Origin of the sequence: Rhodococcoides corynebacterioides NBRC 14404, from assembly GCF_001894765.1 — a bacterium.
Lineage (GTDB): Bacteria > Actinomycetota > Actinomycetes > Mycobacteriales > Mycobacteriaceae > Rhodococcoides > Rhodococcoides corynebacterioides.
In genome coordinates, this window is the sequence record NZ_BCWV01000008.1 from 1 (window position 1) to 25,766 (window position 25,766).

Consider the following 25,766-nt stretch of genomic DNA (forward strand, 5'->3'; position numbering starts at 1 on the left):
ACTCTTATCAACCCCCGGCTAGAAACCAGGAAGTCAATGAAAACTAGAGAGCCAAATCCAGCAATAAAACTCACGCCAGCAATAACTCCATTGCTGACAAAAAAGAACCGGTCCCTCCCCGACGGGAAGAAGGAGAAGAACCAGCAAACCAAAAACAAAATATTGGCACTGACATTCATCGACACACTGTTGAGTTCTCAAAGAACACGCACACACCACCACCACCCACACGAAGCAGGAGGATCCGGGGCAACCGTTCCAGCCTAACCACACCGCAACACCCGAGTCAAACACCAGGCACCACGTGGATCAGGAAGTTGGACTGTACGCTCAGCCTACACGAGGTGCAGACGAACCTTTTCTGTCCGATCGGCCATGCGACTCCGTCCCACCTCGTTCGCCCAGCCCCGTAAGGCCTTCGGTCGGTGTCCGTGTCGCTCTGACTCGAAGAAAGTTACGCCTGCGGACCGCTCCATGCAAATCGGCAGGTGTTCCGCGGTCCACGCGGCGTCTGCCCAGGTCAACGCGTATGTCGGGGCCCGCGCCCGCTCACCCTGGAGCGACAGTCCGACTATGACGACACTCACATCGGTGGGGATGCCGCGCCGATCTCGTCCAGATCGGGCGCCGGGACAGGTTCGCCGACCTGCGTCGTCAACGGGAGGACGCCGGCCCACACTCCCCCGGCGGCGATGTCCCCCTCGTCGTCGTTCGGTCCGCCCGACCGTGCCTTCACCGACGCCTCGTACAGCGGTAGTGCCACCACGCGAGTCGCGGCCAGCTCCTTACGAGTGTTGGCCCTGACCACATCGGTTCGGCCGGGGACCAGCTTGTTCACGATGAGATCGAGTGCGACGGCGCGCTCGCCCTCGTCGTCCACGACACGGGGCGTCCCCCGCACCACGGCACTCCGGTAGTTCATCGAGTGATGGAACGCGGAGCGCGCCAGCACCAGGCCGTCCAGCACCGTGATGCTCACGCAGACGTCACCGGGAGCGCCCAGGGTCGTCGCGGCCACCGAGCCGTGGAGGTACAACGTCCCTTCGGCATCGGGACCGTCCAGGTCGTAGGCGAACGCAGTCGGGACGACGAGGGGACTTCCCTGCACCACCACTCCGAGGTGACAGAGCTGTGCGGCGTCGAGCACGTCCGTCAGAGCAGCGCGATCCGCCTGGGCGCGAGCTCGGTTGCGTCGCAACGTCGTTCGGGGTGTCGGAGAGAGAGCTGTCGCCGTCGACGAGGTGTCGGGCCGCCGGCCATGGGCATCGTGCATCGTCATGCGAATCAGTGTGCTGAACGAAGTGGTCCGCCGTCACGGTCCACTTCGATACTGTTCGGCTGGACCACTTCGACCAGCGGGAAGGCATCGACGTCATGGCCTCACACGCGTTACCACTCTCCGTGGACCGATCCTCGACGCGTCCACTCCCGTTGCAGATCGCCGACGCACTACGCACCGCCATCGTCGACGGACTTCTGGTCGCCGGCGATCGTCTCCCGTCGACCCGATCGCTGGCCGCAGAGCTGTCGGTCTCCCGCGGCGTCGCCGATCAGGCCTTCGACCAGCTCGCCGCAGAGGGGTGGATCGAGGGCCGCGCCGGATCCGGGACATTCGTCTCCCCCGACCTGCGGTCCGTCGCACCGACCACCGCCGCCGTGTCCGACGCGCGTCCACGCGCAGAGGCGGACAGCGCTCCCCCCACGCTCGCGCTTCGACCGGGCATCCCCTGGACACCGCCCTCGGCGACCGCGGCATGGCGGCGGGCGTGGCGCATCGCCGGCACGGAGCCCGCTCCCCCCGGTTACCCCGATCCGGCGGGGCCCGTCCGTCTCCGCCGCAGCGTGTGTTCGCTGCTCGGCCGCGCGCGCGGAATGAGCGTCGATCCCGATCGCGTGGTCGTGACGACGGGTGCCACCCATGGGCTGACTCTGGCACTCGCGGCGATGCGCGCGGACCGTCCGGAACCGAGACCTGTTCTGGCGATGGAGGATCCGGGATATCGGACTGCGGCGTCGGCGGCGATGGCGATGGGCTGGGACCTGTACGACGTCCCCGTGGACGCCGGCGGCATGAGGGTCGACACGCTCGCGTCCACGCCCGAGACCACACGCGCCGTGTACGTGACACCGTCTCACCAGTACCCCACCGGCGGAACCCTCGACGTGGGACGTCGTGCCGCTCTCATCGCCCATGCGCAGAGCACCGACACCGTCGTCGTCGAGGACGACTACGACTCCGAGTACCGCTACGACGTCGCGCCGCTCCCCGCCTTGGCGCACCTTGATCCGGATCGCGTCGTCTACCTCGGCACCATCGCCAAGACCCTGGGCGCAGGCGTGCGACTCGGGTGGATGGTGCTGCCGTCGTACCTCGTCCGGCCGGTGCTCGACCACCGCCTGGCCACGGGCGACTTCCCGTCGACACCCCTGTGCTCGGCGATGACGTCACTGCTCGACGACGGCGAGTGGGATCGCACGGTGCGAGCGGCGCGGCGGCGCTACCGCGATCGCGATGCGGCAGTACGGGATTCGCTGTCGCCGTTCGGTGAACTCCGTGGCCTGGGCGCGGGTATGCACACGACACTCGTCCTGTCGCCGAGACGAGCGGAGGCGGTCGCCCGCGGCGCAGCACACCGCGGAATCGAAGTACCGACCGTCGCGCTGTCCACTCGATCGCACACCGACGTGGGCGGTTTGGTGATCGGCTACGGCCGACTGACCGACACGGAGCTCCGAACGGCACTCACCGTTCTGGTCGACGAACTCCGACGCCACCGCGACTGACGTGCAGCGACGCGAGCGTCACTGCACGCGTTCGATGTCTCCGCCGAGATCCTGCAGCTGCTCGACGAACCGCGGGTAACCGCGGTCGATGTGATAAACGTCGTGCACCTCGGTTGTGCCGTCGGCCACGAGGCCGGCGAGCACGAGACCGGCGCCCGCGCGGATGTCCGAGGACCAGACCGGTGCACTCGACAGCCGCGACACTCCGCGGACCACCGCGTGGTGGCCGTCCGTTCGCGCGTCGGCACCGAGCCGGATCATCTCCTCGACGAAGCGGAACCGGGCCTCGAAGACGTTCTCGGTGATCATCGACGTGCCGTTGGCCACCGAGGCGAGGCCGATCGCCATGGGCTGCAGGTCCGTCGGGAACCCGGGGAACGGGAGCGTGGCGAAGTTGACGGCCACCGGTCGTTCCTCCTGCACGACGCGGAATCCGTCCGGGCGCAGGGTGACGGTGCTGCCGGCCGCCTTCAGCTTGTTGAGCACGAGGGTGAGGTGTTTGGGATTGACCCCCGACACCGTGACATCGCCACAGGTCATCGCCGCGGCGATGCCCCACGTCGCGGCCACGATGCGATCACCGATGACGCGGTGTTCGGTGGGCTTCAGGCTGGGGACACCGATGATGGTCAGCGTCGGAGTTCCGGCACCCTCGACGCGAGCACCCATCTTGTTCAGCATCGCGCACAGATCGGCGATGTCCGGCTCGCGGGCAGCGTTGTCGATCACGGTCTCGCCGTCGGCCAGCACCGCCGCCATCAGGATGTTCTCGGTCGCGCCCACGGACGGGAAGGCCAGCCGGATCGTCGCGCCGTGCAGCTTCTCCGCTGTCGCGACCACACACCCGTGCTCGATCTCGCTGTGCGCGCCGAGCAGGCGGAGACCCGACTGGTGCATGTCGAGCGGACGCGAGCCGATGGCGTCGCCGCCGGGCAGTGCCACCACGGCCTTGCGACACCGCGCGACCAGCGGTCCCAGGACGCACACCGACGCACGGAACTGGCGTACCGCCGCGAAGTCGGCGTGATACTTCGGCTCTGCTGGGGTGGTGATGCGCACGGCATCCCCCTCGAGTTCGACGTCGCACCCCAGCCCACGGAGAACGTCGGCCATGAGGGGGACATCGAGAATGTCGGGGCAGTTGGTGAGGGTGGTCGTGCCCTCGGCGAGCAGCGCCGCGGCCATCAACTTCAGCACGCTGTTCTTCGCCCCACCGACCGACACGTCGCCGGAGAGACGACTACCGCCGGTGACCAGGAAACGTTCACTCACGACGTCAACAGTAGAGGCATCGGTCGTCGATCAGAGCATCGGCCGACTGCCAGTAGGGTTGATCCATGGCGGTTCACCTGACCTCGATCTACACCCGTACCGGCGACGACGGGACGACGGGTCTCAGCGACTTCTCCCGCGTCTCGAAGAACGACCCGAGGGTCGTGGCCTACGCGGAGTGCGACGAACTGAACGCTGCTCTCGGACTGGTGTTGGCGGTCGGATCACCGCCCGAGGGCGTGGCGACGGTGTTGCGCCGGATCCAGAACGATCTGTTCGATGCCGGAGCCGACCTGTCGACTCCGATCCAGGAGAACCCGAAGTACCCACCGCTGCGCGTCACGCCGGAGTACGTCACGCGGCTCGAGACGTGGTGCGACGAGTTCAACGACACTCTCGCGCCGCTGACCTCCTTCGTCCTTCCGGGCGGGACGGCTGCTTCCGCGTTTCTGCACCAGGCGCGGACCGTGGCCCGACGGGCCGAGCGAGCCGCCTGGGCTGCGGTGGACGCCTTTCCCGACGTCACCAACAGGCTGCCCGCGCTCTACCTGAATCGGCTGTCGGACCTGCTGTTCGTCCTCGGGCGTATCACCAACCCGGACGGTGACGTCCTGTGGCGGCCGGGCGGGGACGATCAAGCCTGAACGCCAACCCGAGCGGAGCCTGCGGAGCGAGTGACAACCCGAGCGGAGCCTGCGGAGCGAGTGACAACCCGAGCGGAGCCTGCGGAGCGAGTGACAACCCGAGCGGAGCCTGCGGAGCGAGTGACAACCCGAGCGGAGCCTGCGGAGCGAGTGATGGCATGCCCGCAGTCGTCACCGGGCGCCCCCCGCGCCGGGACGGGGACGCCGGGAGCGGCCCGACGGGCGTGACTCGACCCACGACGTGAACGCCGTGAACGCCCCGCGGTCGAACGCCACCTCGTAGCGTCGGTCGGCGTCGAAGAGCTCCACGATCGCGATGTCCTCGGTCATGATGTCGAACTCCGATTTCTCGGGTCGACGACGCTCACCGAGATCGAGCGTCTGCCGCACCATGCGCCGGTCGGGACCGGGACGCAGGCTGGACAGCTTGTAGAACACGAGCACGTTCTCGCCGTAGCGGAAGATGCCGTGACGCCAACCGGCGCCCGGTGCAGCCGGCAGCGACCGCAGGATGACGGCCGTCCCACCTCGCCGCAGGGTGATCAGGCGATACAGAAAAGCCGCGGCGAGCCCGGCGAGAACGACCACCAGAACGACAAGAACTGTCATCCAGATCGTCATCATCACCGGACCCGCCGCGGCTTCTCGCGTGAGTCCTAGGCCCGCTCGACGGCGCGGACGCGCCCGCGTGCGATCGCGAGCGCCTCCTCGTCCTCGGAGCCCTCGGCAAGCAGGGACTTGGCTGCCTCCACGTCGATGTCCTCGGCGAACTCCGCGGACTCGGCGAGAATGGTCACCGTCTTGCCCGTCACGGAGAGGAACCCACCGTGGACGGCCGCGACGCGACGCTCGCCGTCGGTCGTGGTGATGGCCACCGTGCCGCCCTCGATCAGTTGACCGAGAACCGGCTCGTGACCGGCCATGATGCCGATTTCACCCTCGGTGGTCTGAGCGCTGACGAGCGTGGCCGTACCCGACCACAGTCGTTCCTCGACCGCGACCAGTTCGACGTCCATCTCTGCCATGGCGGACTACTTCCCGGAGATCTTCTTGGCTGCGGCCTCGACGTCGTCGAGTCCACCGCAGCTGTTGAACGCCTGCTCGGGCAGGTGGTCGTACTCACCCTTGGTGACCTTGTCGAACGCCTCGATGGTGTCGGACAGGGGCACGACCGAACCCTCTTCGCCGGTGAACTTCTCCGCGACGATGAAGTTCTGACCGAGGAACTTCTCCAGACGACGGGCACGGGAGACCGTGACCTTGTCCTCCTCGGAGAGCTCGTCCATACCGAGGATGGCGATGATGTCCTGCAGCTCCTTGTACTTCTGCAGGATGCGCTTGACCTCGTTGGCGACGCGGAAGTGCTCGTCACCGACGATCGACGCCTCCAGAATGCGCGAGGTCGACGTCAGCGGGTCCACAGCCGGGTAGATACCCTTCTGCGAAATCGGACGCGAGAGCTCGGTGGTGGCATCGAGGTGCGCGAACGTGGTGGCCGGCGCCGGGTCGGTGTAGTCGTCGGCGGGCACGTAGATCGCCTGCAGCGAGGTGATCGAGCGGCCACGGGTCGAGGTGATGCGCTCCTGGAGCTCGCCCATCTCGTCGGCCAGCGTGGGCTGGTAGCCCACCGCGGACGGCATACGGCCGAGCAGCGTGGAGACCTCGGAACCGGCCTGCGTGAACCGGAAGATGTTGTCGATGAAGAGCAACACGTCCTGGTTCTGCACGTCGCGGAAGTACTCGGCCATGGTGAGGGCCGAGAGAGCGACGCGCATGCGCGTGCCCGGCGGCTCGTCCATCTGTCCGAACACCAGCGCGGTGTCCTGCAGAACGCCCATCTCCTCCATCTCGAGGTGGAGGTCGGTGCCCTCACGGGTGCGCTCGCCGACACCGGCGAACACGGACGTACCGGAGAACTCGCGGGCGATACGCGTGATCATCTCCTGGATGAGCACGGTCTTGCCCACGCCGGCACCGCCGAACAGACCGATCTTGCCGCCCTTCACGTACGGGGTCAGCAGGTCGATGACCTTGATGCCGGTCTCGAGGATCTCGGTCTTGCCCTCGAGCTGATCGAAGGCCGGGGGCTTGCGGTGGATGCCCCACTGCTCGCCGTCGCGGCCGAGGCCGGGCGAGTCCAGGCAGTCGCCGAGCGCGTTGAACACGTGGCCCTTGACCACGTCGCCCACGGGCACGGAGATCGGCTTGCCGGTGTCGCTCACCGAGGTGCCGCGGACCAGGCCGTCGGTCGGCTGCATGGAGATGGTGCGCACCAGGTTGTCACCGAGGTGCTGGGCGACCTCGAGCGTCAGCGTCTTGGCGACGGCCGACAGCTCGATCTCCGCGTGCAGAGCGTTGAACAGCTCGGGGATGGAGCCACGGGGGAACTCGATGTCGACGACGGGACCGATGACGCGCACGACGCGCCCGTTCTCGGACTTCGCGGCGCCGGTACCCGTGTTATCGGTTACTGCTGCGGTCATGTTCAGTCTCTTCCTGAGCTCGCTGCAAGCGCGTCGACGCCGCCGACGATCTCGCTGATTTCCTGGGTGATCTGGGCCTGACGCGCCTGGTTGGCCTGGCGGGACAGAGCGTTGACCAGATCGTTGGCGTTGTCCGTCGCGGCCTTCATCGCCGTACGACGGGCGGCCGACTCGGAGGCTGCCGCGTCGAGCAGTGCGGCGTAGATACGCGTGCTGACGTACTTGGGCAGCAACGCGGACAACAACGTGTCCGCCTCCGGCTCGAAGTCGTACTGCGCGGTGACCTCGGTGGACGGCTTGGAGTCGGTGAGCATGTCGGCGCCGAGCTCGATCTCCTCGTCGTCGTAGTCCACCTCCAACGGGGCCATCCGTCGCACGGTCGGCTTGAGCGAGAGCATCGAGACGAACGTGGTGAACACGATGTGGAGCTCGTCGACACCCTCGACGGTGCCCTCACCGTTGGGCGCCTCGATCTCGTTGCCCGACCCGGCCATGAACAGCTCGACGAGGTGCTTGGCGGCCTTCGCCGCGTCGGCGTACGTCGGCTGCTGCGAGAACCCGGTCCAGGCGCCCTTCACGTCCCGATCACGGAACGTGTAGTACGTCAGGCCCTTACGCCCGAGGACGTAGATGACCGGTTCCTTGCCCTCGGACTTCAGCAGCTGCTGCAGTTCCTCGGCCTCGCGCAGAATGTTCGAGTTGTAGCCGCCACACTGACCCGAGTCACTCGTGACCACCAGCACCGCGGCCCGCTTGGGCTCGGGGCGCTCGGTGAGCAGCGGGTGATCGAGCGAGCCGGACGCACTGGCCAGCGCAGAGAGCACCTTGGTGATCTCGGTGGCGTACGGCTTGGACGCCTCGACGCGGGCCTGCGCCTTGGTGATGCGCGAGGTCGCGATCAGTTCCTGCGCCTTGGTGATCTTCTTGATCGAGTTCGTCGACCTGATCCGGGAGCGGAGCTCACGAATGCTGGGCACGGTTCACCTCACTCCCTGCTCGTCGCGGACCGATCATCACTTGCTGACGGTCTTGCGCGTGACGGTGACCTTCTCCTGGTCGACCTCGTCCTTGTCGAGCGCCTCGGCCTCGGCCTCGTTGACGATGCGCTCGCCCGAGGAGGTGAGGAAGCCCTGCTTGAAGTCGTCGGTCGCCTTCTTGATCGACTCGGCGGCGTCGTCCTTGAGAACCCCGCCACCGGCGATGGAATCGAACGCGTCCGACGCGTTGCGGTGCAGGTCCTCGAGCAGCTCGCGGTTGAAGCGACGGACGTCGTCGACCGGGACGCTGTCGTAGTAGCCGGCGTCGACGAGGTAGATCGAGACGATCTGGTCCTCGACGGACACGGGGGTGTACTGGTCCTGCTTGAGCAGCTCCACCCAGCGGGCACCACGCTCGAGCTGCGCCTTGGACGCGGCGTCGAGGTCGGAGGCGAAGGCGGAGAACGCCTCGAGCTCACGGAACTGCGCCATCTCCAGACGCAGGGAACCGGCGACCTTCTTCAGACCCTTGGTCTGCGCCGCACCACCCACGCGGGACACCGAGGTGCCGACGTTGATGGCGGGACGGACACCCTTGTTGAAGAGGTCCGACTCGAGGAACACCTGACCGTCCGTGATGGAGATGACGTTGGTCGGGATGAACGCCGAGATGTCGTTGGCCTTGGTCTCGATGAGGGGCAGGCCCGTCATCGATCCGCCGCCGAGCTCGTCGGACAGCTTGGCGCACCGCTCGAGCAGACGCGAGTGCAGGTAGAAGACGTCACCCGGGTATGCCTCGCGGCCCGGCGGGCGACGCAGCAGCAGCGAGATGGTGCGGTAGGCCTCGGCCTGCTTGGTGAGGTCGTCGAACACGATGAGGACGTGCTTGCCCTGGTACATCCAGTGCTGGCCCAGGGCCGAACCGGTGTACGGGGCGAGCCACTTGAAGCCTGCGGAGTCCGAAGCGGGGGCCGCGACGATGGTGGTGTACTCCATGGCGCCGTGCTCGTCCAGAGCGGTCTTCACACCGGCGATGGTGGAGCCCTTCTGGCCGATCGCGACGTAGATGCACCGCACCTGCTTGTCGGGATCGCCGGTCTCCCAGTTCTTCTTCTGGTTGATGATCGCGTCGACGCAGACCGCGGTCTTACCGGTCTTGCGGTCACCGATCACCAGCTGGCGCTGACCGCGACCGATGGCGGTGAGGGCGTCGATGGCGGTGATGCCGGTGGCGAGGGGCTCCTCCACGGGCTGGCGCTCGAGCACCGAGGCAGCCTGCAGCTCGAGCACACGCTGCTCGTCGGACTCGATGTCGCCGAGACCGTCGATCGGCTTGCCGAGGGGATCGATGACGCGGCCCAGGAAGTTGTCGCCGACCGGGACGGACAGAACCTCTCCGGTGCGCTTGACCTCCTGGCCCTCCTCGATGTGCTCGTAGTCGCCGAGGATGACGGCGCCGATCTCGCGATCGTCGAGGTTCAGCGCGACGCCGAGGACGCCGCCGGGGAACTCGAGGAGCTCGTTCGACATCGCGGACGGAAGCCCGGTCACGTGGGCGATGCCGTCGGACGTGTCCGACACCAGACCGACCTCTTCACGAGAGGACTCCGGTGCGTAGTTCGCGGTGTAGCTCTCGATTGCGCTACGGATCTCGTCGGAGGAGATCGTCAACTCCGCCATGTTTTCCTGCTCTCACTGTCTGTGGCCTCGGTACGCCGGCCGCCCTGGGCCGAATCACCGAAACGTGGGTGGGGACAAACTCTGGTCGTGCCTGCCGGTCGGGTGCGTGAACCGGGTTACTTGAGCGACTTGCGCAGCTGCGCGAGACGCCCCGCACCACTGCCGTCGATCACCTCGTCACCGACGCGAACGACGAGACCGCTCAGCAGGTCGCGATCGACTTCCACGTGAACGGTCACGGACTTGCCGTAGATACCTTCCAGCGTAGACGTGAGGCGGTCGACCTGATCGGTGCTCAACTCGGTGCTGCTGCGGACGTACGCGACTTCCTTGTTCCGCCGGGTCGCCGCCAGCGCGGAGAGCTCGCCGAACACCTCGGCCGGAGCCTCGGTCAGTCGTCCGACGGCCTGCACGGCGAGAGCCTCGGTGATCGCCGTGACCTTGCCGTAGAGCAGCGTCTTCAGCAGCTGCCCGGACGCCTCGGCCGGCTTGGTCCGATCCGAGAGCGCCTGCTCGAGAGCGGAATCACCCGCGATGATGCGACCGAGCCGGAACAGCTCGTCCTCGACGGTGCCCAGTTGATCCTGGTCCTCCGCCGCACGCAGCAGCGCTTCGCGGCCCAGCAGTACGAGCGAGTCGGTGAGGTCCCGCGCCGACGACCAGTTCTGCGCGACCGCGGCCTTCACCGTCTCCACCGCTTCCGACCCGACCTTGCCGTCGAACAGCCGCTCGGCGAGCTGACGACGGGAGTCGGCGGACGCGGACGCATCGGCCAGCGCCGACCGGAGCGGACGCTGGGCGTCGAGCACCCGGACGACCGCGAACAGGTCGGAGCCGGCACCGGCCGCGGCGGACGTGGAGTCCGACGCGGCGTCGAGCGCGCCGGTCAGAGCGGTGCGGGCCTCGGCGAGAGCCTCACGGCTCGCTGCGTACATGGTGTTCACTTCCCGCTGGTGGACTTTGCGCCGACAGAATCGAGTTCGTCGAGGAACCGATCGATCGTTCCGGCGCGCTTGACGTCGTCGGACAGCTGCTCACCGATGACCTTCTCGGCGAGCTCGACGGCGGTGCGGCCGAGTTCCGAGCGCAGTTCGGTGACGATCTGCTGACGCTGCGCGGCGAGCTGCTGGTGACCCGAGGCCACGATGCGATCGCTCTCCGCCTGCGCACTGGTCTTCATCTCCGCGAGGATCTGCTGACCCTGGGTGCGTGCGTCTTCACGGATCTTGGCGGCCTCCTGGCGAGCGTCGGCCAGCTGGGCGCGGTACTGCTCGAGCGCCTGCTTCGCCTCGGCCTGTGCCTCTTCGGCGCGCTTGATCCCGCCTTCGATCTGCTCGGACCGCTCCGACAGCACCTTCTGGAAACGAGGAAGCACGAACTTCCAGAAGAAGAACCCGATGACGGCGATGCAGACCGCAGACCAGACGATGTCGTACGTCGCGGGGAGGAGAGGATTGACGTCCTCTCCCCCTTCCGCTGCGAGGACTGCGAATGTCGACATGGCGATCAGAAAATGAAGCCGGCGACGAGGCCGATCAGCGCCAGGGCCTCGGTGAACGCGATACCGAGGAACATGTTGGTCCGGATCTGGCCGGCGAGCTCGGGCTGACGGGCGATGCCCTCGATGGCCTTACCGACCACGATGCCCACGCCGATGCCGGGGCCGATGGCCGCGAGGCCGTAGCCGATGGCGCCGTAGCCGCCGCCGGTGATTTCCTGAGCTTCCTGCGCCAGGTAGGTGAGGCTCATGATGATTGGTTCCCTTTCTGTTGCCCACGACCGGACGGCAGCGGGTCAGGTTTGTTACCGGTGGCTCGTCGAGCCGGGGTGGGTCAGTGCGAGTCGGCGTGCAACGCGAGGTCGATGTAGACCGCGGTGAGCAGGGCGAACACGTAGGCCTGCAGGAAGATGACCAGCATCTCGAACAGGGTGAAGCCGAAGCCGGCGACCAGGGAGAAGATGCCGAACACCTTCATCCCGGCTGCGGCCTCGAAGAAGAAGAACTGCGTGGCGCTGAAGAACAGCACCAGCATGATGTGACCGGCCAGCATGTTGGCCATGAGACGCACGGTCAGCGTGAACGGGCGCAGGATGAACGTCGAGACGAACTCGATCGGGATCAGCAGGAAGTGCAGCGGCAGCGGCACACCCGGCACCACGATGCTGCTCTTCACGTACTTGAAGAAGCCGTACTTCTTGATGCCCACGTAGTTGAAGACGATGTAGGCGATGGCCGCCAGCACGATCGGCATACCGATTCGCGCATTCGACGAGATGTTGATGAACGGGATGATGCCCGAGAAGTTCAGGAACAGGACCGCGAAGAAGATGGTCGCGAGCACCGGGAGGAACCGGCGTCCCTGCTCCTTGCCCAGGACCTCGTCCGCGATCTGATCCTTCACGAAGCCCAGTGCCATCTCGCCGACGTTCTGGATGCCGCGCGGCACGATCTTGGGGCTGCGCATGGCGAGGAAGAAGAAGGCGAGCAGGACGACCGTCATGACGATGCGCACGAGCATCAAGCGGTCGAGCTCGAACGGAGTGCCCTCGAACAGGATGGCCGGTGGGAAAAAGTCGGACAGTGACGGCGGATGGAACTCCGCGGCCAAGTTGGTGACGCTCAGCGGTCTCTCCCGTGGTCGGCCGCGTGCGTGGTACCCACGCGGTTCGATCGGACAAAGGGGCGGTCGGGCGGTTCGGTCGAGCGATCCTGCGGCGTGCCGGTCCACATTCTCACATGAGCTGTGGGCCTCGACACGTCGGCAGTGATGTCGATCACCGCGGAGGCGATCCCGCCGCGACGATTGTCCGTTACGCCGGGTAAGCCCACGCTTGCCGGGAACTTTATCAACACAACCGACCACGCCGCGCCGGGGGTTCGTCCCCGCACCCGGACACTACTACAGAAAGTCGTACTACTTCTCGTCCGAGGGCGGGGTATCGACGTACGGCGCGCGCTGGCGCAGGACCCCGACGGTCTCCGCGCCGAGCACGATCAGCAGCGACGCCAGCAACACCAGGCCCAGCGCCGGACGCGAGTAGAAGTCCATCCCGCGCAGAATCCCGAGCACGACGATCGCCACCAGCATCTTCGCGAGCCACCCGCCGAGCAGCACGGCCCCGACCGTCGTCGGCGGAAGATTCGCCGACCACAGTACGGATGCGGCCGTCGCCAGGATGAACACGCCGCCGACGGCCGATCCGATCAGCGCGCCCCACAACCCCGGCGTCCCGGCGACCAGGTAGGCGACCACGGCCGACACCACCGCGAGCACGGCCAGCGCGATCACCCCGTAGCGGACGGCGGAGCGCAGCGGCGCGGTCGAGGAGGGCACGGGCGGGGGCGTGAACGTCACGCCTGGCAGGTTACCGGCCGCGCGCGCCGCGACCCGACCGTCGTCGACGGGCCCGGCCGGCCGGTCGGCGCGGGTCGCGCACGGACGGCACCGCGGTGACCACGAGGGCGAAGACGAGCCCGCCGGCGAACAGCAGGATCACGATCCGCCGGTCCACCAGGGCGGCACCGACCGCCCCGAAGGCGAGGACGCCGACCCACAGGTAGATCAGCAGAACGACGCGGCGATGCGAGTGACCGATCTGGAGCAAGCGGTGGTGCAGATGCATCTTGTCGGGGCTGAACGGGCTGCGTCCGGCTCGGGTGCGGCGCACGATCGCGAGCAGGAGGTCGAGGATCGGAATGAACATCACGGCGCCGACCAGCAGCAGGGGCGAGAGCAGACCGAGCAGGTCGCGCGTGCCGTACAGGCTGGGGCTGATGCGACCGGAGGCGCTGGTCGCCACCGCGGCGAGCATGAGGCCGATGACCATGGACCCGGAATCGCCCATGAAGATGCGGGCGGGCTGGAAGTTGTGCGGCAGGAACCCGAGGCACGCGCCGGCGAGGGCGGCCGCGATCATCGCCGGCGGGTAGGCACTGACATCGCCGCCCTGTTCGTGCAGCAGGCCCACCGAGAAGAGACAGATGGCCACTGCCGCGATGGCCCCGACACCGGCGGCCAGCCCGTCGAGCCCGTCGACGAAGTTCAAAGCGTTGATCATCACGACCGCGATGAGCACCGTCACCAGACCGGCCTGCAGCTGGTCCAGCACCAGGGTGGACCCCTCGCCCCACGGCAGGTAGACGACGTACCAACTGACGCCCATCAGGACCAGCACGCCCGCGGCGGTCACCTGGCCGGCGAACTTGGTCAGCGCGTCGAGACCCCACCGGTCGTCGACCATGCCGACGACCATGAGGATGAACCCGGAGACCAGCGCGGCCTGCACGTCGGTGGTGAACTCGAAACCGCGGGTCAACGCGGGGAGGGTCTGCGCGAAGGACAGGGCGACCAGCAGTCCCAGGTAGATCCCGATCCCGCCCCACCGCGGAGTGGGCCGAACGTGGACGTCCCGCTCACGCGGAATCGCGACCGCCCCGACGCGCAACGCGATCAGCCGGACCGCCCCGGTGACGAGGAACGTCACGACGGCGGCGGTCAGCAGGACGAGGAGAAGCTCGCGAATCGGGACCCCGGCTCCCCCACCGCCGCTCTGCGCGAGAACCCTCACGGTTCCCGGCAGGGCCGCGTGATCGAGAGCGGTCACCGGTCAGGCGCTTCCGGCGACCAGCGACTCCGGAGCGACGCCGAGCACCTCGGCGATGTCGGAGGTGGCCACCGCCCCGACGCGCAGGATGCGCGGGGTGTCCCCGGTCAGGTCGACGATGGTGGACGCCAGGGCATGCTCGGCCGGCCCACCGTCGAGGTAGACCGCGGCGGAGTCGCCGAGCTGCAGCTGCGCGTCGGCGGCCGTGACCGCCGGCGGCCGCCCGGAGACGTTCGCGCTGGACACCGCGAGCGGGCCGACTTCTCGCAGGAGTTCGATGGCCACCGGATGGAGCGGCATCCGGAGCATGACCGTGCCTCGTGCGTCGCCGAGATCCCACGCCAGCGACGGCGCCTGGTGGACGACGAGGCTGAGCGCGCCCGGCCAGAACGCACGGATGAGGTCCCGAGCGGCCTGCGGGACGCCGAGCACCAGCCCGTCGATCGTGTGCCAGGACCCGACCAGCACGGGAACGGGCATGTCTCGGCCACGCCCCTTGGCGCGCAGCAGTTCCGCGACCGCGGAGCTGTCGAACGCGTCGGCGGCGATGCCGTAGACCGTGTCGGTGGGCATCACGACCAGGCGACCGGAGGACAGGGCGCGCCGTGCGGCGTCGAGTCCGGCCGCGCGAGACGCGGTGTCGGAGCAGTCGTAGACGGTGGGCACTCGGCCATCTTGCCACTCGCGGGTCACCGTGCCGCAGGGGTCACCGCGCCGCAGGGGTCGCCGCGGGGCGCGCATCACCGGGCCGCGCGGGTCACCCGGGTCGCGGAGACGTAGCGCGGCCGACCGGCGAGGTCGCGATGCGCGACGACGTCACCGAACACCGACCGACGACGGACGAGCGCCACGACGCCGTCGGCGTGCGAGTCGTCGTGCTCGATCGCGAGGTGCCCGCCGACGCGCACCCACCGTGCGATCGACCCGAGCATCGGCTCGATGACGGCCAGACCGTCGGGACCCCCGAACAGCGCTGCGTGCGGATCGTGCTCGCGCACTTCGGGTTCGAGCTCGGCGTCGTCCGGGACGTACGGCGGGTTGGCGAGGACGAGGTCGACGGCACCGTCGAGGCTCGGGAGCAGCGCACGATCGGTGACGTCGCCGTGGTGCAGTCGCACCGGGGTGTCCCCCAGGTCCGCGCGCCGGTCGACGTTGCGACGCGCCCAGGCGAGCGCCGCCGGGTCCCGCTCGACGGCGTGGACCACCGCGTCGGGTCGCTCGGCGGCGACGGCGAGGGCGAGAGCACCGCTGCCGGTGCACAGATCCAGCACGACCGGGCGCGGGCGCGAATCCAGCACGCGGAGGGCGTACTCGAGCAGATGTTCCGTCTCGGGCCGCGGAGTGAACACCCCGGGTCCGACCAGCACCTCGATCGGACCGAACGCCGCACTGCCGACGATGTGCTGCAACGGAATTCGGTCCGCACGGCGGGCCACCAGAGCACGGAACCGATCGGCCGTCGCGGGGTCGACCAACGGGGTCAGCCCCAGGCGTCCGCGCGGGGTGTCGAGCACGTGGGCAGCGAGAAGCTCGGCGTCGACCCCGGGGCTCGCCACGCCGGCCTCGGCGAGAACGCGGGTCGCCTCGACGATCGCGAGGCGCAGGGGTACGCGCTCCACGTCACTCCGCCTGGAGACGGGCAGCACGGTCCGCCGCGCCGAGTGCGTCGAGCAGGGCGTCCAGATCGCCGTCGAGCACGGCGTCGAGATTGTGGGCCTTGAATCCGATGCGGTGGTCCGTGATGCGATTCTCGGGGAAGTTGTAGGTGCGGATGCGCTCCGACCGGTCCACGGTGCGCACCTGACTGGCGCGGCCCGCGGCCGCTTCCTTGTCCGCCGCCTCCTCGGCCGCCGCCTGCAACCGCGCGGCCAACACCTGCATCGCCCGAGCCTTGTTCTGCAACTGCGACCGTTCGTTCTGACAGGTGACCACGATGCCCGTCGGCAGGTGCGTGATCCGGACGGCCGAGTCGGTGGTGTTGACGCCCTGCCCGCCCTTGCCGGACGACCGGTAGACGTCGATGCGCAGATCGCCCTCGTCGATGGCGACTTCCTCGACCTCGTCCGGCTCGGGGTAGATCAGCACCCCCGCCGCCGACGTGTGCACGCGACCCTGGGACTCGGTGACGGGCACGCGCTGGACGCGGTGCACTCCGCCCTCGAACTTGAACCGCGACCAGACCCCGTCGGCGGAGTCCGAGCGGGCCTTGATCGACAGGGTCGCATCCTTGTAGCCGCCGAGGTCCGAGACCGTGACGTCGAGGATCTCCACCCGCCAGCCGTGCCGTTCCGCGTAGCGCACGTACATCCGGGCGAGATCGGAGGCGAACAGAGCGGACTCCTCGCCGCCTTCCCCCGACTTCACCTCGAGGACGACGTCGTCGGCGTCGTGCGGATCACGCGGGGCCAGCAGGTCGGTGAGTGTGGCGTCGAGCTCGTCGACGGTGGCCTCGAGGGCCGGAATCTCGGCGGCGAACGACGGGTCGTCGGCCGCGAGCTCGCGCGCGGCCTCGAGGTCGTCCCGCGCGGCGACCAACCGCCCGTGCACGCTCATGATCGGTGCCAGCTGGGCGAACCGCTTGCCGGCCCGGCGAGCCGCGGCGGGGTCGTCGTGCAACGACGGATCGGAGAGCTCACGTTCGAGCCCGGCGTGCTCGGCGAGGACGTCGTCGATGGCGGACGGCGTCGCCCGCGGTGTCGGGGTGGACACGTCGATGGCCCCTTCCGGGAGACACACGGTCTGACTGGGACACAGGGTGGTGCAGTCGAGCTGCGGAAACGACCGACGCCCGTCCCGAGACGATTCTCGGAACGGGCGTCGGTGGACGAGCTAGCTGTCGGCGTCGGCCTTCTTGCCGGCGCGCTTGCCGTAGCGAGCCTCGAAGCGGGCGACGCGGCCGCCGGTGTCGAGGATCTTCTGCTTGCCCGTGTAGAACGGGTGGCACTGCGAGCAGACCTCGACGTTGATGCGCTCGGCACTGTTGGTGCTCCGCGTCTCGAACGTGTGGCCGCAACCGCACACGACGGTGGTCGCCGTGTAGTCGGGGTGGATTCCTGCCTTCATGGTGTCCCTTTCGTGGTCGCCGGGTCGCCCTCGACTGTCGTGGGCGTGAACCGGAACCGGACTCGGCCGATCAGTATGCCAGAGCAGCTGTCCGCGCTGGTAATCGTCTCAACCCGGCCGGCGGCCGAGTTGTTCCCGGTCCGAACGACCGGATGATTCTCGAGGTGCGACGTCAGTCGTCCATGCCGCCCGGTGCCGTCTTCGACACCGACATCAGGAACTCGATGTTGTTCTTGCTCTTCTTGAGACGGTCGATGAGCAGATCGATGGCCTGGTGCGAATCCAGACCCGACAGCACGCGACGGAGCTTGTGCAGCACCGCGGCCTCGTCCGGGCTCATGAGCAACTCGTCCTTGCGGGTACCGGACGGGTTGACGTCCACCGCCGGGAACACGCGACGCTCCGCGATCTTGCGATCGAGCTTGAGCTCGGCGTTGCCCGTGCCCTTGAACTCCTCGAAGATGACCGTGTCGCCGGTCGACCCGGTCTCGACCATCGCCGTGGCGATGATGGTCAGGGAGCCGCCGTTCTCGATGTTGCGGGCCGCACCGAGGAAACGCTTCGGCGGGTAGAGGGCCGTGGAGTCCACACCACCGGAGAGGATGCGGCCGGACGCGGGCGAGCTGTTGTTGTACGCCCGGCCCAGTCGGGTGATCGAGTCGAGCAGCACGACGACGTCGCGGCCGTCCTCGACCAGTCGCTTGGCGCGTTCGATGGCGAGCTCGGCGACCGAGGTGTGATCGCTCGGCGGGCGGTCGAACGTCGAGGCGATGACCTCACCCTTGACCGACCGCTGCATGTCCGTGACTTCCTCGGGGCGCTCGTCCACCAGGACGACCATGAGGTAGCACTCGGGGTTGTTGGTGGCGATCGCGTTCGCGATCGCCTGCAGCACCGAGGTCTTACCGGCCTTCGGCGGGCTCACGATCAAGGCGCGTTGGCCCTTGCCGATCGGCATCACCAGATCGATCACACGAGTGGTGAGGATGTTCTGCGTGGTCTCGAGACGCAGACGCTGATTCGGGTAGAGCGGAGTGAGCTTGTTGAACTCCGGCCGCTTGCGATTGCCGTCCGGCGGCGCACCGTTGACGGTGTCCAGGCGAACCAGCGGGTTGAACTTCTGCCGCGAGTTGTTCTGTTCGCCCTCGCGCGCCACCCGGACGGCGCCGGTGAGCGCGTCACCACGACGCAGACCGTTGCGGCGCACCATGTTCATCGACACGTAGACGTCGTTGTGCCCGGCCAGGTAACCCGAGGTTCGCACGAAGGCGTAGTTGTCGAGCACGTCGAGAATGCCCGCGACCGGCTGCAGGACGTCGTCGTCGCGCAGTTCGGGTTCGCGCTGATCGTTCGACGAACCGTCCCGGTCGCGACCCCGGCGGCGCTCCCGGAACCGGCGCCCGCGCCGTCCCCGTCCGTCGGTGTCGTCGTCCCCGGAGTCGTCGCGGGGGCCGTTGTTCCGGTTGTCGTTGCGGTTGCCGCCGTCGTTGCGGTTGCCGCCGTCGTTGCGGTTCCCGCCCTCGTTGCGGTTGGCACCGTCGTTGCGGTTGCCACCGTCGTTGCGGTTCCCGCCCTCGTTGCGGTTGCCACCGTCGTTGCGGTTGCCGCCGTCGTTGCGGTTCCCGCCCTCGTTGCGGTTGCCACCGTCGTTGCGGTTGCCGCCGTCGTTGCGGTTCCCGCCGTCGTTGCGGTTCCCGCCGTCGTTGCGGTTCTGGCGGTCCCGACGTGACCGGTCACCGCGGGTGCGCGGGGCACGACCCTCGTCGGTGGCGTCGCCGTCGGCGGCGTCCGTCCGTTCGCTTCGGTTCGCGTCGGTCTGCGACGCCCCTGCGGAGGCAGTCGCGCCGTCCTGGCCGGCCCCGGCGGACGCGGCGTCGGCCGACGGCGTGGCGTCGCTGGCGTCACCGTCGGTGACGGAGTCCGCCGCACCGGCGCGGCGGGAGGCACCACGCCGATTGCGGGTCCGGCGCGGGCCGCCGTCCCCGGCGGTCTCGTCGGACGCCGACTCGTCGGACGTGCGCGACGCCGGCTCGACAGACGTACGCGACGCCGGCTCGGCGGCGGAATCTCCGGAGGTCACTGCGGGAGCGGCGGGTTCGGTGGCGGGGCGCTCGGCGCGGGCGGATCCGCCGGCCGGCGCGGGAACGCGCTTAGACTCGATGGCTGCGACCAGGTCGCCCTTGCGCATCCCGGACACCCCCTTGATGCCCAGCTCGGCGGCCAGGCCGCGCAGTTCGGTGAGCACCATCCCGGAGAGGCCGTCACCGCGACGCGCCGCGCGGGCGCGAGCGGGGCGCTCCGGGGCGCCGGTGGCGACGTCGTCGGCGATGGCGACCGGAGCAGCGGTCATGTCCGTATCGGTCACGGAGGTCCTTTCCTTCCCTCGCGCGCCTGGTGCGCTGATCGAGGGTTCGTGTCCGACGTTCGGATCTCGTACCGAACGCGGATGCCACGTACGTCGTGTCGAGAAGAGGGCTACCGGACGACATCACGTCCGCGGCGGACTCCGGCGGCTCGATCGGGAGTCCGAGGTGACGGACCGAGGGACCGAGGAGCGGGGATGCGACCGTGGAGAGACCAGAAGTCGGCGCGACTGCGCACGATGTACGGACGAAGCCCACAATAGCCAACCCGCACGACCCGAGCAACAACGCCCCGGGCGGCGCGCCGCGCCGTCGTCCGCGACGACGGTGTCCGCGCCGTCGTCGAGCGCTCAGCCGACGACCGGCGAGGACTCCACGGCACCGGCGATGTCCAGTTCGAGCACGGTCATGCCGTCGTCCTCCGCCTGCGTGCGCAGGTCCGCGGGCAACGACTCCGTTCCCAGAACGAGCACCGTGGGACCGGCACCGGAGACGGTCGCGGCGTGACCGTGATCCCGGAGCGTTCGGACCCACCGCGCGGTGGTCGGCAGGGCCTCGGCGCGATAGGGCTGGTGCAGACGGTCTTCGGTGGCGAGCGGCAGCAGATCCGGCCGGGAGGTGAGGGCGACCACCGCGAGCGCGGCGCGGCTGGCGGTGAACGCGGCATCGCGGTGGGGCACGAGGTCCGGCAGCAGTCCACGGGTGTGCGCCGTGGACGACGTCTCGCGAGGGACCAGCACGGTCGCCCCGAGGTCGGGATGCACGTCCAGGCGGACCGCGGCGAAGTGCCGCGGCCCCTCGGGCGGACCGACTTCGCGGCTCCAGGAGACGACGGCACCGCCGAGGACACTGGCCGAGGCATTGTCCGGATGGCCTTCGAACTCGGACGCCAACTGGACGAGCGTCTCGGGCGGCAGCGCCAGCGACGGGTCGACGGCAGTGACGAGGGCATTGGCCGCGGAGAGACCGCCCACGGCCGCGGAAGCCGAGGAGCCGAGTCCGCGCGAGTGCGGAATCCTGTTGTGGCACACCACCTCCAGGCCGTTGGCCCAGACTCCCGCCGCCTCGAGTCCGCGTTCGATAGCGCGGACCACCAGATGCGACGGCCCCCATGGGACCTCGCTCGCACCCTCGCCGTCGACCCGCACCGAGAGCCCCGACGCCGCCGCGGTGACCGTGATCTCGTCGTACAGCCCGAGGGCCAGTCCGAGCGTGTCGAACCCCGGTCCGAGATTGGCGCTCGACGCCGGCACGACCGCGCGTACCGACGTCCCCTCGATCAGCGTGGCGGTCACGACGCGATCACTCGGACGTTCCCTCGAGTCGCAGCACGCTGGTCACGGCGTCGACGATGTCGAGGTCGGCCAGGGCCGCGACGGTGGCGGCGAGCGCCGACTCCTTGGCGCGGTGGGTCACCACGACCAGCCGGGCGCAGTCGGACGCGCCTTCCTGACGCACCGTCGAGATGCTCACGTCGTTCTTGGCGAATTCCGCAGCGACAGCCGACAACACACCGGTGCGGTCCTCGACCTGCATGCTGACGTGGTAGCGAGTCGGCGTGTCCCCCATCGGTGCGATGGGGAGTTCGGCATAGGTGGATTCGCCCGGACCCCGTCCGCCGAAGAACTTGTTGCGCGCAGCCATCACCAGGTCGCCCATGACCGCCGACGCGGTGGGGCCGCCGCCCGCGCCCTGGCCGTAGAACATGAGCTGGCCCGCGGCCTCGGCCTCGACCACGACGGCGTTGAACGCGCCGGACACACGGGCGAGGGGATGCGACAGCGGCAGCAGAGCCGGGTAGACCCGCACCGAGATGCGCTCGGTCCCGTTCTCGACCACCCGTTCGCAGAGCGCGAGCAGCTTGACGGTGCAGTCGAACGCCTTGGCCGTGGCCAGATCGTCGGCCGTGATGGACGAGATGCCTTCACGATGGACGTCGGCCGACGTCACGCGGGTGTGGAACGCGAGCGAGGCGAGAATGGCGGCCTTCGCGGCGGCGTCGTAACCCTCGACGTCCGCCGTCGGATCGGCCTCGGCGTACCCGAGACGACCCGCCTCCGCGAGCGTCTCCGCGTAGTCGGCGCCGGTCTCGTCCATGGCGGACAGGATGAAGTTGGTGGTGCCGTTGACGATGCCGATCACGCGATCGACCCGATCTCCGGCGAGGGACTGCATGAGCGGTCGCACCACGGGAATGGCCCCCGCGACGGCGGCCTCGAAATAGAGGTCCGCTCGATGCCGCTCGGCCGAGTCGGCGAGCTCACCGGTGTACTCGGCCAGCAGGGCCTTGTTGGCGGTGACGACGGACTTGCCCGCGTTCAGCGCCGACAGGATCAGTTCCCGCGCCGGTTCGATACCGCCGAGCACCTCGACCACCAGATCGACGTCGTCACGCGCGACGAGGCCGTGCACGTCGGTGGTGAGCAGGTCGGGATCGACGCCGCGATCCTTCGTCAGGTCGCGCACCGCGATGCCACGCAGCACCAGCGGCGCACCCACCCGCGCGGCCAGGTCGGCGGCGTGGTCCTGCAGGATGCGCACGACCTCGCTGCCGACGTTGCCCATTCCGAGCACCGCGACGCCGAGCGGCTTGTCGACGGGGCTGACGAACGCGGCCGGACGATCCTCGTCGGGGACGGTCTGAGCGGTCACCGGTCTACCTCCAAGCTGAGCAGGTCGTCGAACGTTTCACGGCGGAGCACCGTTCTGGCTTCGCCCCCGCGCACGGCGACGACGGCCGGGCGGGGCAAGAGGTTGTAGCGCGACGACATCGAGTAGCAGTACGCACCCGTCGCGGCGACCGCGAACAGGTCGCCGTCCCCCAGATCGTTCGGCTGCCAGGTGTCGCGAATGACGATATCGCCGCTCTCGCAATGCTTTCCGACGATCCGAGCCAGCACCGGATCGCCGTCGGAGTTCCGCGACACGAGTCGACCCACGTACTCCGCCTGATAGAGCGAGGTCCGGATGTTGTCGCTCATCCCGCCGTCGACGCTGATGTAGCGGCGCGTGCGTCCGGGCTCGACGGTGACGTCCTTGACCGTGCCGACCTCGTACAGCGTCACGGTGCCGGGGCCGGCGATGGCGCGACCCGGCTCCACGGCGAGCGTCGGCGGCTCGATGCCGATCGCCGCCGACTCCGACCGGACGATCTCGGTGAGCTTGGCGGCGAGATCGTCGACGGGGGGTGGGCTGTCACCCGGCAGGTACCGGATCCCCATTCCGCCGCCGAGATCGACGACGTCGATCTGGGAGGTCTTCTCCACGCCGAACTCGGCTCGGATCTCGCCGAGAAGCCCGATGACGCGATGAGCCGCGAGTTCGAAGCCGTCGACCTCGAAGATCTGGGAACCGATGTGCGAATGGAGGCCCACCAGACGGAGATTCGCGGCGTCGAACACCCGACGGACCGCCCGCATCGCGCTGCCGTCGGACAGCGAGAAGCCGAACTTCTGGTCCTCGTGAGCGGTGGCGATGAACTCGTGGGTGTGGGCCTCCACGCCCACGGTGGCGCGAATCAGCACGTCCTGCACCGTGTTCGCGGCCGCGGCGATCTCGTCGAGTCGACCGATCTCCGCCATCGAGTCGAGCACCACGTGCTCGACGCCGGCGCGCACGCCGGCGGCCAACTCCTCGCGGGACTTGTTGTTGCCGTGCATGGCAATGCGATTCGCCGGGAAGCCGGCGTTCAGGGCCACGGCCAGTTCGCCGCCGGAGCAGACGTCGAGCGAGAGCCCCTCGTCGGCGACCCACCGCGCGATCTCGCCGCAGAGGAACGCCTTGGAGGCGTAGTGGACTCGGGCCGGCGCTCCGAACGCGGCCGCCATCTCGCGGCAGCGCGAGCGAAAGTCGTCCTCGTCGATCACGAAGAGCGGCGTACCGAACTCCCGAGCGAGATCGGTGACCGGCACCCCCGCCAGGGTGACCACACCGTCCTCGCGCCGGCGAGCGTTGCGCGGGAACACGGTCGGGTCGAGATCGGTCACCTCGGCGGCGATCGTCGGGCGCTCGGGCGTCGCGGGACCGGGCGACGCGGCGTGGCGCGGGCCGGCCGGGTGCGCGCTCACATCTTCTCCGGTGCGGAGACACCCAGCAGGTCGAGCCCGTTGGCCAGGACCCGCCTGGTGGCGTTGCCGAGGGCGAGCCGGGCGGTGTGCACCGGTTCCGCCTCCTCGTCCCCGCGAGGGAGGACGCGACAGGCGCCGTAGAAGCGGTGGTACGCGCCGGCCAGATCCTCCAGGTAGCGGGCGATGCGGTGCGGCTCACGCAGACTCGCGGCGCTCTCGACCACGCGCGGGAAGTCGCCGAGCGTGCGGATCAGGTCGCCCTCGTTCTCGTGGACCAGGAGGGAGAAATCCGGCGCCTCCGCCGAGACGCCCAGCTCGGCCGCGCCGCGCGCGAGCGAGCACAGCCGCGCGTGCGCGTACTGCACGTAGTAGACGGGGTTGTCGTTGCTCTTGCTCGCCCACAGGGCGAGGTCGATGTCGATCGACTGATCGACCGAACTGCGGACCATCACGTACCGCGCGGCGTCGATGCCGATGGCCTCCACCAGGTCGTCGAGGCTGATGACGGTGCCGGCGCGCTTGCTCATCTTCACCGCGACGCCGTCCCGGACGAGGTTCACCATCTGCCCGATGAGGACCTCGACCGTGGCGGGGTCGTCGCCGAAGGCCGCGGCCGCGGCCTTGAGCCGGCCGATGTACCCGTGGTGATCGGCACCGAGCATGTAGATGCACAGGTCGAAGCCGCGCGCACGCTTGTCCTGGAAGTAGGCGATGTCGCCGGCGATGTAGGCCGCGTTGCCGTCGCTCTTGACCACGACACGGTCCTTGTCGTCACCGAACTCGGTGCTCCGGAGCCACCAGGCCCCGTCCTTCTCGTACAGATTGCCGGACGCCTTCAGGGTCTCGACGGCCCGGTCCACGGCGCCCGACTCGAACAGCGAGTTCTCGTGGAAGTAGACGTCGAAATCGGTTCCGAACTCGTGGAGGTCGGCCTTGATCTTGGTGAACATCGCGTCCACGCCGATCGACCGGAACGCCTCCTGACGCTCGCCCTCGGGCAGGTCCAGCGCGTCCGGCCGCTGCTCGAGCACGTGCGCGGCGATCTCGGCGATGTACTCGCCGGCGTAACCGTCCTCGGGAGCCGGGAGGCCCTGCGCCGCCGCGACGAGCGAGCGGGCGAACCGATCGATCTGCGCGCCGTGATCGTTGAAGTAGTACTCGCGCGTCACCGCTGCGCCGCGGGAGGCGAGGATGCGCCCGAGCGCGTCGCCGACCGCGGCCCACCGCGTTCCGCCCAGATGCACCGGTCCGGTGGGGTTGGCGGAGACGAACTCCAGGTTGATCGACGTCCCGGCGTGCGAGTCCGAACGTCCGTACTTCTCGCCCTCGCTCAGCACCCGCTCGACGATGGCGCCCTGCGCCGACTTCGCCAGACGAATGTTGAGGAAGCCGGGCCCGGCCACGTCGACCTCGTCGACGGCGGACTGCCCGGCGAGCGCCTCGGCGAGCCAGGTCGCCAGGTCACGCGGTGCGACACCGGCCTTCTTGGCCACCTGCATGGCGACGTTGGTCGCATAGTCGCCGTGCTCGGGATTGCGCGGTCGGTCCAGCGTCACGATTGCGGGCAACACCGCGGCATCGAGGCCGCGCTCGGTCAGGACGGTCGCAGCGGTGGCACGCAACAGTTCGGCGAGGTCGGCGGGAGTCACGAGGCACTATCCTATGGCCAGGACGCACACGCTCCGAACCGTGGTCGGTCACGCCGCCCGGGCGGGCGCATGCGGCCATCAGCGCAGTCTCAGACTCGCTCCGTACAGTAGGGATGCCTCGCGCCCGCGCCGGCAGTCTCGACCCGCCTCGCCGACGCCGTCGGCCGCGCCTCGACTGC

The 25,766-nt window shown here is 68.7% G+C and carries 24 protein-coding genes; 2 read left to right on the plus strand and 22 right to left on the minus strand.

The genetic code is table 11. The annotated features are described in order from the left end of the window. Window positions 1-583: 583 nt before the first annotated feature. Window positions 584-1,279 (minus strand): pyridoxamine 5'-phosphate oxidase family protein, encoded by a 696-nt coding sequence (locus tag RC2_RS16745; RefSeq protein ID WP_245811162.1) that lies wholly within the window; start codon window positions 1,277-1,279, stop codon window positions 584-586. Between the two features lie 95 nt (window positions 1,280-1,374). On the opposite strand from RC2_RS16745, the gene pdxR reads away from it, so the two are divergent. After that, window positions 1,375-2,784 (plus strand): MocR-like pyridoxine biosynthesis transcription factor PdxR, encoded by a 1,410-nt coding sequence (gene pdxR / locus RC2_RS16750; RefSeq protein WP_068152054.1) that lies wholly within the window; start codon window positions 1,375-1,377, stop codon window positions 2,782-2,784. Between the two features lie 18 nt (window positions 2,785-2,802). On the opposite strand, the gene murA is transcribed toward pdxR, so the two are convergent. Continuing rightward, the gene (murA, locus tag RC2_RS16755; protein WP_027507211.1) at window positions 2,803-4,056 is read right to left on the minus strand and encodes a UDP-N-acetylglucosamine 1-carboxyvinyltransferase; all 1,254 of its coding nucleotides are present in this window, start codon (window positions 4,054-4,056) and stop codon (window positions 2,803-2,805) included. 65 nt (window positions 4,057-4,121) lie between these two features. On the opposite strand from murA, the gene RC2_RS16760 reads away from it, so the two are divergent. Beyond that, window positions 4,122-4,700 (plus strand): cob(I)yrinic acid a,c-diamide adenosyltransferase, encoded by a 579-nt coding sequence (locus tag RC2_RS16760; protein WP_068152057.1) that lies wholly within the window; start codon window positions 4,122-4,124, stop codon window positions 4,698-4,700. A 171-nt stretch (window positions 4,701-4,871) separates the two neighbouring features. Here the strand turns inward: RC2_RS16760 and RC2_RS16765 are convergent, their stop codons facing one another. The 20 genes from RC2_RS16765 to argS all read right to left on the minus strand — a co-directional run bounded on the left by RC2_RS16765 (window position 4,872) and on the right by argS (window position 25,587). Then, entirely contained in the window at window positions 4,872-5,309 is a 438-nt protein-coding gene (locus RC2_RS16765; protein WP_245811163.1) for a DUF2550 domain-containing protein, read from the minus strand. Between the two features lie 47 nt (window positions 5,310-5,356). Further along, window positions 5,357-5,725, minus strand: a complete 369-nt coding sequence (locus RC2_RS16770; protein WP_068099889.1) for a F0F1 ATP synthase subunit epsilon — start codon at window positions 5,723-5,725, stop codon at window positions 5,357-5,359. 6 nt (window positions 5,726-5,731) lie between these two features. Continuing rightward, window positions 5,732-7,183: a F0F1 ATP synthase subunit beta gene (atpD, locus tag RC2_RS16775; protein WP_068152060.1), complete on the minus strand. Its 1,452-nt coding sequence runs from the start codon at window positions 7,181-7,183 to the stop codon at window positions 5,732-5,734. Window positions 7,184-7,185: 2 nt separating this feature from the next. After that, window positions 7,186-8,160, minus strand: a complete 975-nt coding sequence (locus RC2_RS16780; RefSeq protein ID WP_068099887.1) for a F0F1 ATP synthase subunit gamma — start codon at window positions 8,158-8,160, stop codon at window positions 7,186-7,188. 36 nt (window positions 8,161-8,196) lie between these two features. Next, window positions 8,197-9,840, minus strand: a complete 1,644-nt coding sequence (gene atpA, locus RC2_RS16785) for a F0F1 ATP synthase subunit alpha (protein WP_068152062.1) — start codon at window positions 9,838-9,840, stop codon at window positions 8,197-8,199. A gap of 116 nt (window positions 9,841-9,956) precedes the next feature. Further along, window positions 9,957-10,775, minus strand: a complete 819-nt coding sequence (locus RC2_RS16790; RefSeq protein WP_068152136.1) for a F0F1 ATP synthase subunit delta — start codon at window positions 10,773-10,775, stop codon at window positions 9,957-9,959. A gap of 5 nt (window positions 10,776-10,780) precedes the next feature. Next, window positions 10,781-11,341, minus strand: a complete 561-nt coding sequence (locus RC2_RS16795; RefSeq protein ID WP_068152065.1) for a F0F1 ATP synthase subunit B — start codon at window positions 11,339-11,341, stop codon at window positions 10,781-10,783. 5 nt (window positions 11,342-11,346) lie between these two features. After that, window positions 11,347-11,589, minus strand: coding sequence for an ATP synthase F0 subunit C (locus RC2_RS16800; RefSeq protein WP_068099884.1), 243 nt, complete (start codon window positions 11,587-11,589; stop codon window positions 11,347-11,349). Between the two features lie 83 nt (window positions 11,590-11,672). Further along, window positions 11,673-12,449: a F0F1 ATP synthase subunit A gene (gene atpB, locus RC2_RS16805; protein ID WP_174552346.1), complete on the minus strand. Its 777-nt coding sequence runs from the start codon at window positions 12,447-12,449 to the stop codon at window positions 11,673-11,675. Between the two features lie 306 nt (window positions 12,450-12,755). Continuing rightward, complete coding sequence (locus RC2_RS16810; protein WP_068152068.1) at window positions 12,756-13,196, minus strand: Cg1360 family ATP-synthase-associated protein; 441 nt, start codon at window positions 13,194-13,196, stop codon at window positions 12,756-12,758. A gap of 10 nt (window positions 13,197-13,206) precedes the next feature. After that, window positions 13,207-14,445 carry an MraY family glycosyltransferase gene (locus tag RC2_RS16815; protein ID WP_068152070.1) on the minus strand — a complete coding sequence of 413 codons (1,239 nt, stop codon included), beginning with the start codon at window positions 14,443-14,445 and terminating at the stop codon, window positions 13,207-13,209. A 3-nt stretch (window positions 14,446-14,448) separates the two neighbouring features. Next, entirely contained in the window at window positions 14,449-15,111 is a 663-nt protein-coding gene (locus RC2_RS16820; protein WP_068152073.1) for an L-threonylcarbamoyladenylate synthase, read from the minus strand. A 74-nt stretch (window positions 15,112-15,185) separates the two neighbouring features. Then, window positions 15,186-16,064, minus strand: a complete 879-nt coding sequence (prmC, locus tag RC2_RS16825) for a peptide chain release factor N(5)-glutamine methyltransferase (RefSeq protein WP_068152140.1) — start codon at window positions 16,062-16,064, stop codon at window positions 15,186-15,188. Window position 16,065: 1 nt separating this feature from the next. Then, window positions 16,066-17,154, minus strand: coding sequence for a peptide chain release factor 1 (gene prfA, locus RC2_RS16830; protein ID WP_068152074.1), 1,089 nt, complete (start codon window positions 17,152-17,154; stop codon window positions 16,066-16,068). Between the two features lie 120 nt (window positions 17,155-17,274). Then, window positions 17,275-17,508, minus strand: coding sequence for a 50S ribosomal protein L31 (rpmE, locus tag RC2_RS16835; RefSeq protein WP_027507227.1), 234 nt, complete (start codon window positions 17,506-17,508; stop codon window positions 17,275-17,277). A 172-nt stretch (window positions 17,509-17,680) separates the two neighbouring features. After that, entirely contained in the window at window positions 17,681-19,873 is a 2,193-nt protein-coding gene (gene rho, locus RC2_RS16840) for a transcription termination factor Rho (protein WP_245811164.1), read from the minus strand. 348 nt (window positions 19,874-20,221) lie between these two features. Further along, window positions 20,222-21,166: a homoserine kinase gene (gene thrB, locus RC2_RS16845; protein ID WP_068152075.1), complete on the minus strand. Its 945-nt coding sequence runs from the start codon at window positions 21,164-21,166 to the stop codon at window positions 20,222-20,224. Window positions 21,167-21,173: 7 nt separating this feature from the next. Next, complete coding sequence (locus tag RC2_RS16850; protein WP_072681668.1) at window positions 21,174-22,523, minus strand: homoserine dehydrogenase; 1,350 nt, start codon at window positions 22,521-22,523, stop codon at window positions 21,174-21,176. Continuing rightward, entirely contained in the window at window positions 22,520-23,938 is a 1,419-nt protein-coding gene (lysA, locus tag RC2_RS16855) for a diaminopimelate decarboxylase (protein WP_068152082.1), read from the minus strand. The genes RC2_RS16850 and lysA overlap by 4 nt, the downstream gene beginning before the upstream one ends. Next, window positions 23,935-25,587 (minus strand): arginine--tRNA ligase, encoded by a 1,653-nt coding sequence (gene argS, locus RC2_RS16860; protein ID WP_068152084.1) that lies wholly within the window; start codon window positions 25,585-25,587, stop codon window positions 23,935-23,937. Before argS ends, lysA begins: the two co-directional genes overlap by 4 nt. Window positions 25,588-25,766: the final 179 nt, after the last annotated feature.

Bases quoted from the DNA above. Each gene is read 5' to 3' on its own strand.
- atpD (WP_068152060.1), bottom strand. From the start codon at position 7,183: ATGACCGCAGCAGTAACCGATAACACGGGTACCGGCGCCGCGAAGTCC.
- rpmE (WP_027507227.1), bottom strand. From the start codon at position 17,508: ATGAAGGCAGGAATCCACCCCGACTACACGGCGACCACCGTCGTGTGC.
- RC2_RS16760 (WP_068152057.1), top strand. From the start codon at position 4,122: ATGGCGGTTCACCTGACCTCGATCTACACCCGTACCGGCGACGACGGG.
- atpA (WP_068152062.1), bottom strand. From the start codon at position 9,840: ATGGCGGAGTTGACGATCTCCTCCGACGAGATCCGTAGCGCAATCGAG.
- pdxR (WP_068152054.1), top strand. From the start codon at position 1,375: ATGGCCTCACACGCGTTACCACTCTCCGTGGACCGATCCTCGACGCGT.
- RC2_RS16800 (WP_068099884.1), bottom strand. From the start codon at position 11,589: ATGAGCCTCACCTACCTGGCGCAGGAAGCTCAGGAAATCACCGGCGGC.
- RC2_RS16790 (WP_068152136.1), bottom strand. From the start codon at position 10,775: ATGTACGCAGCGAGCCGTGAGGCTCTCGCCGAGGCCCGCACCGCTCTG.
- RC2_RS16770 (WP_068099889.1), bottom strand. From the start codon at position 5,725: ATGGCAGAGATGGACGTCGAACTGGTCGCGGTCGAGGAACGACTGTGG.
- RC2_RS16765 (WP_245811163.1), bottom strand. From the start codon at position 5,309: ATGACAGTTCTTGTCGTTCTGGTGGTCGTTCTCGCCGGGCTCGCCGCG.
- RC2_RS16795 (WP_068152065.1), bottom strand. From the start codon at position 11,341: ATGTCGACATTCGCAGTCCTCGCAGCGGAAGGGGGAGAGGACGTCAAT.
- RC2_RS16745 (WP_245811162.1), bottom strand. From the start codon at position 1,279: ATGACGATGCACGATGCCCATGGCCGGCGGCCCGACACCTCGTCGACG.